This is a genomic window from Kitasatospora sp. NPDC029312, assembly GCF_055569215.1.
The window spans coordinates 1-6,217 of record NZ_JBVHXY010000084.1; the positions used below are offsets into that span (position 1 = coordinate 1).

At 65.9% G+C, this 6,217-nt stretch carries 4 protein-coding genes and 2 pseudogenes; 2 read left to right on the forward strand and 4 right to left on the reverse strand.

Annotated features, from left to right (window positions below):
• Nucleotides 1-104: 104 nt before the first annotated feature.
• Nucleotides 105-182 (reverse strand): annotated as a pseudogene (locus tag ACZ4WV_RS35240) (helix-turn-helix domain-containing protein); the annotation flags it as partial.
• Nucleotides 183-585: 403 nt separating this feature from the next.
• Here ACZ4WV_RS35240 and ACZ4WV_RS35245 point away from each other — a divergent pair.
• Entirely contained in the window at nucleotides 586-762 is a 177-nt protein-coding gene (locus ACZ4WV_RS35245; RefSeq protein ID WP_465753163.1) for a hypothetical protein, read from the forward strand.
• A gap of 405 nt (nucleotides 763-1,167) precedes the next feature.
• Here the strand turns inward: ACZ4WV_RS35245 and ACZ4WV_RS35250 are convergent, their stop codons facing one another.
• Complete coding sequence (locus tag ACZ4WV_RS35250; protein WP_465753165.1) at nucleotides 1,168-1,662, reverse strand: hypothetical protein; 495 nt, start codon at nucleotides 1,660-1,662, stop codon at nucleotides 1,168-1,170.
• A 430-nt stretch (nucleotides 1,663-2,092) separates the two neighbouring features.
• Nucleotides 2,093-2,878, reverse strand: a complete 786-nt coding sequence (locus ACZ4WV_RS35255; protein WP_465753167.1) for a hypothetical protein — start codon at nucleotides 2,876-2,878, stop codon at nucleotides 2,093-2,095.
• Between the two features lie 483 nt (nucleotides 2,879-3,361).
• On the opposite strand from ACZ4WV_RS35255, the gene ACZ4WV_RS35260 reads away from it, so the two are divergent.
• Nucleotides 3,362-4,564: a trypsin-like serine protease gene (locus ACZ4WV_RS35260; RefSeq protein WP_465753170.1), complete on the forward strand. Its 1,203-nt coding sequence runs from the start codon at nucleotides 3,362-3,364 to the stop codon at nucleotides 4,562-4,564.
• A 272-nt stretch (nucleotides 4,565-4,836) separates the two neighbouring features.
• Here ACZ4WV_RS35260 and ACZ4WV_RS35265 read toward each other — a convergent pair.
• Nucleotides 4,837-6,038: pseudogene (locus ACZ4WV_RS35265) on the reverse strand (IS701 family transposase).
• Nucleotides 6,039-6,217 lie beyond the last annotated feature (179 nt).

Below are 6,217 nucleotides of genomic sequence, written 5' to 3' on the forward strand. Positions count from 1 at the left end.
CCAGACCTGCGGGAGGGGGAACGGACAGCCGGCCGAGAGCCGAGAACGGCCGCCGCGCACGGAGCGGCGCGGAACGACGACGGAGAGGCGTGGGGGACATGAGGCTCTGCCGCTTGCATCCGCACCGTCTCCCGGCGCAGCCGTCCCGCAGCGGTCAGGCCGCCCCCATCCGCATATCTCACACACCACCGGAGCCACCGCAACGAGCTCATCAGGCAAATCGTGACAGTTCACCCTGACGAGCCGAAGTCAGTAATGGTTGCGTGCCCGGCGCCGGTGTTCATGAGCCAGCCGAAGCTGCGTTCGACGACCCAGCGGCGGAGCTGGTTGGCGACGACCAGCGGAGCGTACCGGCCGCAGCGCCAGCGCAGAGCAGTCCCGGGATCACCGCACTCATGGCACACGGCCGCGCCCGCGCTGCGCCCGTTTCCGGTGGCGCCGCAGGCGACACCCGGCGTGAACCCCCGCTCGGCCGGGCGACCCTACCCGCGCCGACGCCGGACCGGTCGCGCTGGCTGGCGCTATGCGAAACGTTACGGCTGGTCTCGGCGGCTGAGACGGTAGATGAGGTAGGTGATCCCTAGAATGATGTCGACTGCCGCCCAAAGCCCGACGATCAAGCCGACGCCAATGGTCGTACCGACGTGTCCCGCGCTGACGCAATTGGTGAAGTCCTGGCCGGTCAGGCCAGCGCAGTTTCTGCCGGCTGACCTGGTGCTGCTCACGGAGCCGGTGATGATCCAGATCACGAACAAGGTCTGAATCCCGAGGAAGATCCACAGGAGCAGTTTGCGAGGCTTGCGGGGCCGAGACGGCGAGGGTCTGGCTCCCTTGTCCCAGCGGGTCCAACCGCCATCGACGCCGGCTGGCGGCATCCCGGGCCGAGGATCCTCGGAAGGGCGCTGTTCGGACATTGCTGCCTCCAGGCGGAGACGAGTGGCCCTGCTTTCAGGAAGCCACTCGGCCGCGCCTGCGTCAACCACCCGGCTTACTGGACCCGCCGCCCCGGCGGCCGCTGCTGGCCCTGCCACCAGGACCGCAGCAGAGCCACCAGTGGTCCTGGTGGCCGCCGGGGGTGGTCCTTCGCCGTGCTGCGTGCGGCCACCCTGTATGGTCCATCGCCTCTGTCTCGAAATCTGACAGCCGAACGCGGGCCGGAGAGTCCGGTCAGCCCGAGAGCGGTTGGGCGACTGAGACAATGACCCGGTCACCGAAGCGGCCGCGCAGGTCTGCCTGGGCGCTGGCCAGATTTCCGCTGACGCCGACCTCCACCACGCCGCGGGTGAAGCTCACCTCCGATCCGTTGCCCACCATGACGATGCTGTAGTCGCTCGTGTGCCCTATCAGTGCCGTGACCCGATTGCGGGTGGTGGCCAGCTCGCTGATCGAGCGCGGCGCGTCGCGCAGGTCCACGCGCACGCCCAGACCCAGGTGGGCGAGCGCGGCGTCGAAGCCGCCGCCCGGCTTCCGGTAGACGATGACGCGACCGTCCGGAACGTCCACCATCAGGCCCGTGAAGACATCCTGGTAGGAGCCGCCGAGGCGTGAGACCGCGTCCGCGGCCGTGTCCAGCTGCTGCTGATCCGGTCGGCCCGAGCTCGGCGGAGGGCTTGCGGCGACGGCGGACGCGGCGGCACTCGTCGGCACGGGAGCGGACGGCACGGGAGCGGACGGTACGACATTGGTCTGTCCAGCGCAGGCTGCGCAAGCCAGCAGAGCGGTCAAGGCCAGGGTGACAGCGGTCAGGTGTATCGGCGTTGGGGTACGGGGCATCGATCCAGCCTCACTTCATCGGCGACGGCTGGTGATCGTACGCGGGCGCCAAGCAGCGTGCGTGAAGAAGGCAGGCACTGCTTCCAAGATCATGGAGTTCCCTCCGCCCGCGCGGACGCGATCTTGAGCGAGCTGCGGAAGACAGTACGGTGGCAACAGGCGGTCCTGGAGCATGCGCGTGTACTCGGCGCGGCGCGCTTCCAACTCCTAAGGCAGAGGTGGCGGTGACGTCATTCAGCCTGCCCGACCATGCAATCTGGATTCTCTGGTAGGGCCGTTCGAGGAACGCCACCCCACCACAGGCCGCCCGTGATGGCTGCTACTTGAGGCTTTCTGCAACGCGAATGAGTTCATCAGCTGAGAGCAACCCCGGGCCGCCGGTGGTGATGCTGAAGGTGTAGGTCCCATCAGACCATGTCAGCGAACGCGGCCCAAGAGTAGGACTGGATTGTGTGATGGATGCAGGGTTCTTGTTGACACTGACAGCCTGACCGGCTGGTAGTGCGCTGCTCCGGAGGGTCTGGCTGATAATTAGGGACCACCCGGATTGAGGATCTGTTCCCAGCTGGTACCCGCTGGCCCAGGCAGGTACGTCAGTCGGGAGCGGGTCCAGACCGGGCAACTCGACCATCTTGGTTGCCGGGTAGGGGTAGTAGTTCTCCGGTAGGTAGGTGGGCCGGAGAAGGTTGCGCTCATCAAAGTGAACGACATGCCCGCCTGCGACTGCGTCGTCCAGCGCGCGGGCTCCGAGTGGCTTGTTCAGGTGGGTCGTGATTCGCCCGATCCCCCCGGGGTCGCAGAATCCCGGAGGGACTGTGTGCCGCAGGGCGACTTTCACCGCGCCGGAAGTCTCGTGGGCCACGAGCTCGGGCTTCTTCTCGCAACTCCAGCCGATGTTGAGTGTCAGGGTCTTACCGTCGGCACTGACCAGCAGTTGGCTCGGTATCGGGCCGTCGTGGACCTTGGTATCCGGGGCTCGGTTCATCCATGCGTTGATCGCGAAGCCGCCACCGAGAACGGCTACAGCAGCCACGGCGGTCAACCGATTCCGTCGTCTGCGCTTCGACATCCGACGGGCGGCACTTCGCTCAGCACCTTGCTTCATGGGCCCCTCCACGGCGTTCATGGCCATGTTTGCGGCAGGGCCTGCGCGAAGTCAAACGAGACGGGACGCGGTGCCTACCGCCTGCCAGGCAAATCGCCTAACTCTTGCAAAGGGATGGCAAACTCTTGGTTGTTATGTCCGAAAACGCGCAGAAAAGGCGCTCGTGGGGCTTTTAATTGTGTGCGGCAAGTGCCTGCCGGAGCTACCATGCTAGGTGCGCGATCACTCGAAAAGGCTGATCGCATCTCATCTGGGGGGAATTGAGTGACTCAAAAAAGTAACTCCGGCCGGAAGTGGATAATTCTGGCCACTGCTCTGCTGGCATCGGCGTCTGCAATTGCTCCAGCTATGGCTATATCGGGGGACGGCGCCCCCACTCCAGCGCCGACTCAGCCGGGCTCTACGTCCAATAAGAAGCAACCGGCCGGCGGTGCCACTGCAGCTGCACTGGCGGAGGTCGCCAAGCCGGAGACCCTCAAGCTCATGAAAAAGCAGGAGGCGCTGGACAAGGTCGTCGACCGGATCGTCGGGCACGAGGAACATGCCCGGGATCGGATCCCAGGATTTTCCGAGGTAGAGGTCGACCCGGGGGCCAACTGCATCACCTTGCATTGGAAGGGGGAGCTCCCGGACGCGGTTCGCGGTGTGCTTCAAGACCTTCCGGAGGGCGTGAGCGTGCAGGTCGTGCCTGCCAAGTACTCCAAGGCGGAGCTGCACGCAGCCCGTGAGAAGCTGCTGTCGAACGGCAAGCCAATCCCCCTCGCGGCGAAGAGGGCAAGTCACATCAGCAGCATTGGGCCATCGCTTGACGGAAGTGGCCTTGACCTCGGCTACGAGGCGGACGATGAGCGGGTGCCTAAGGCGTTCCTTGCGCCACTTTCTACCGAAGAGCTGACGCCGGAGGTGGAGGCCATCGCGTCGGCCGTTGCCGGTGTGGAAGTCCATGCCCGCCACCAAAAGACGGTTGTAGACCTGTCGCGAGGCGCAGACTCCGAGCCCTGGTACGGCGGTGCCGGCGTGCAGACCCCGGGCGGGACGATCTGCTCAACTGGCTTCGGCGTCTACAGCCCCTCGGCTAATTACAAGAACTTCGTCACCACTGCGTGGCACTGCGGCGCCGGCTCGTACAACACCTGGTACAGTCGACAGTACATGGGCTACGCCAATGAGGGCGACGGAAATGCGGCCGATGACACGATCGGGATCGTTCCGAAAAACGATCAGCACTCGGGTGGATACGTCTATACCCTCGCGTGGAACGAACCCAGCGATTACGCCATGCAGGTTTCCGGCTACGGCGGTAACAATGTAGGCGACTATGTCTGCCAGTCCGCCGCCAACTCGGGGGCGCACTGCAATATTCGCGTCGCCCAAGTGGATCGGCAGATCATGGGGCCCAACGGCGTCTGGCGTAAGTTTGCTGATGAGGCCGTTCAGACGGACCCCAACAACATCGCCGCCGCCAACGGAGACAGCGGTGGACCTGTCTTCGTGACAAGCGACAACGGAACCAAGATCCAGGCCCGCGGGACCATCACCTCTCTTGAGTCGGAGCAGGACTGCGCTGGCCGAACGACCTCTGACGGTGGATATCGTAAGCCGTGGTGCTTTCACGGGATGTGGTACGTCCCGATTTCCCAGACGCTCGCCGACATGGGGTGGGTCCTAAGGACGGACAACCCGTAAAGATAGCCGCTCTTGAATCGGTGCTCCTGATACCGCAAACTCTTCGGTGACAGGCTGAAGTGGCATGGTGTGGCGGCGGGACTTGGGTTGCCACACCATGCCACGGTGCGGGACTTGGAGCGCGGATTCCCGGTGTCAGTCGCGGGGGCTCCTAGTAGTGCTTTGTTAGGTGGTGTCGTAGGACTGCCATGAGGTGAGTTGTCGGCATGTGGGGCAGGTTCCGGTCCATGTCGCGATGAGGTGTTGGAGGAGGTCCAGGGCCTGGCCGAAGGTCAGGCCCTGGCCAGGGCTTTTGGGAGGGGCCGCTGTTCGGTGAAGAACAGATGGGCGGCCCTGACGAGGGTGACGTGTCGGTGCCAGCCGATGAAGGAACGGCCCTCGAAGTGGTCCAGGCCAAGGCGGGTCTTCAACTCGCGGTAGTCGTGTTCAATGCGCCAGCGTGACTTCGCCAGCCGGACCAGGTCTTCGGCGGGGATGCCGGCGGGCAGATTCGAGATCCAGTACTTGACCGGCTCGGCCTCGTTCTCCGGCCACTGGGGATCAGCCAGGTGAGCGGGATCGTGCCGTCGGCGGCGGGCTTTGGACGGCGCCCGGCCAGGCGGACCCGCAGCAGCACGAAATGCGAGCTCATCGCGGCCTTCGAGCCCTTGCGCCAGGTCACGCTCCGCCCCGAGCCGCGTCCGGCGGCCAGCACGTGCTCGCGCAGGTAGACCGGGCGGTCGCGATAGCGCGGCAGCGGCCGCGGCCCCAGACCGCCGTAGGCCGGCTGATACGGTTCGGCGTCCTCGCCGTAGGCGGTCATCTCGCCCTTGGCCTGCAGCGCGTAGACCAGGTGGCGGTCCTCCAGGCCGTGGCGGAAGTCGGCGTTCGCGCCGTAGGCGGTGTCCGCGACCAGTACGGCGGGCCGCAGCCCCGTGCCCGCGAGCTCGTCGAGCATGTCCAGCGCCAGGCGCCACTTCGGCCGGTGACGGGCCTCCTCGGGGATCCGGCAGGCCGCCCGCCGCCCGACCGCCTGGGGTCCGTCCCATGATTCGGGCAGGAACAGGCGCCAGGACAACGGGCAGGAAGCGGTCTCGGACACCGCGTGGACGCCGATCTGGCAGTCGCCGACCTTGCCCAGGGTTCCCGAGTACTGCCGGGCGACCCCGGGCGAGGCCCTGCCGTCCTTGGGGAACCCGGTGTCGTCCACGGCCCACACCTCGGGCCGCACCGCCCGAACCGCCCGCCACGCAAGGCGGGTCCGCACGTCCTCGACCGGCCAGGTCGAGGACGTCATGAACTGCTGCAACGCCTAGTGGTCGACACCGAGCCGCTCGGCCATGGGCTGCATCGACTTACGCCGGCCCTCCAGCAACAGCCCCCGCAGGTACAGACCGCCCTTGGCCCGCTGATCACGCCGGGCCAAGGGCGCGAACACCTCAGCCGCGAACTCCTCCAACCGACCCCGCCAGACCGCGAGCTCCCCAGCCCTCATACGACTAGAGAACTGAGCCCAGCCCCTCTACACCGCCCTAGTACTGCAACGGTGCTTACCGTGACGGCTGTCGGGTCCGCTCGTTAAGGAGTCATCTCATTTGGAGAGTCTGCGGTAGCAGATGACGGCCACGGCGATGCTGGCGAAGGCTGCGAAGTGCTCGCCCTTGCGTTCGTAGC

Bases quoted from the DNA above. Each gene is read 5' to 3' on its own strand.
- ACZ4WV_RS35255 (WP_465753167.1), bottom strand. From the start codon at position 2,878: ATGAAGCAAGGTGCTGAGCGAAGTGCCGCCCGTCGGATGTCGAAGCGC.
- ACZ4WV_RS35260 (WP_465753170.1), top strand. From the start codon at position 3,362: ATGAAAAAGCAGGAGGCGCTGGACAAGGTCGTCGACCGGATCGTCGGG.
- ACZ4WV_RS35245 (WP_465753163.1), top strand. From the start codon at position 586: ATGATGTCGACTGCCGCCCAAAGCCCGACGATCAAGCCGACGCCAATG.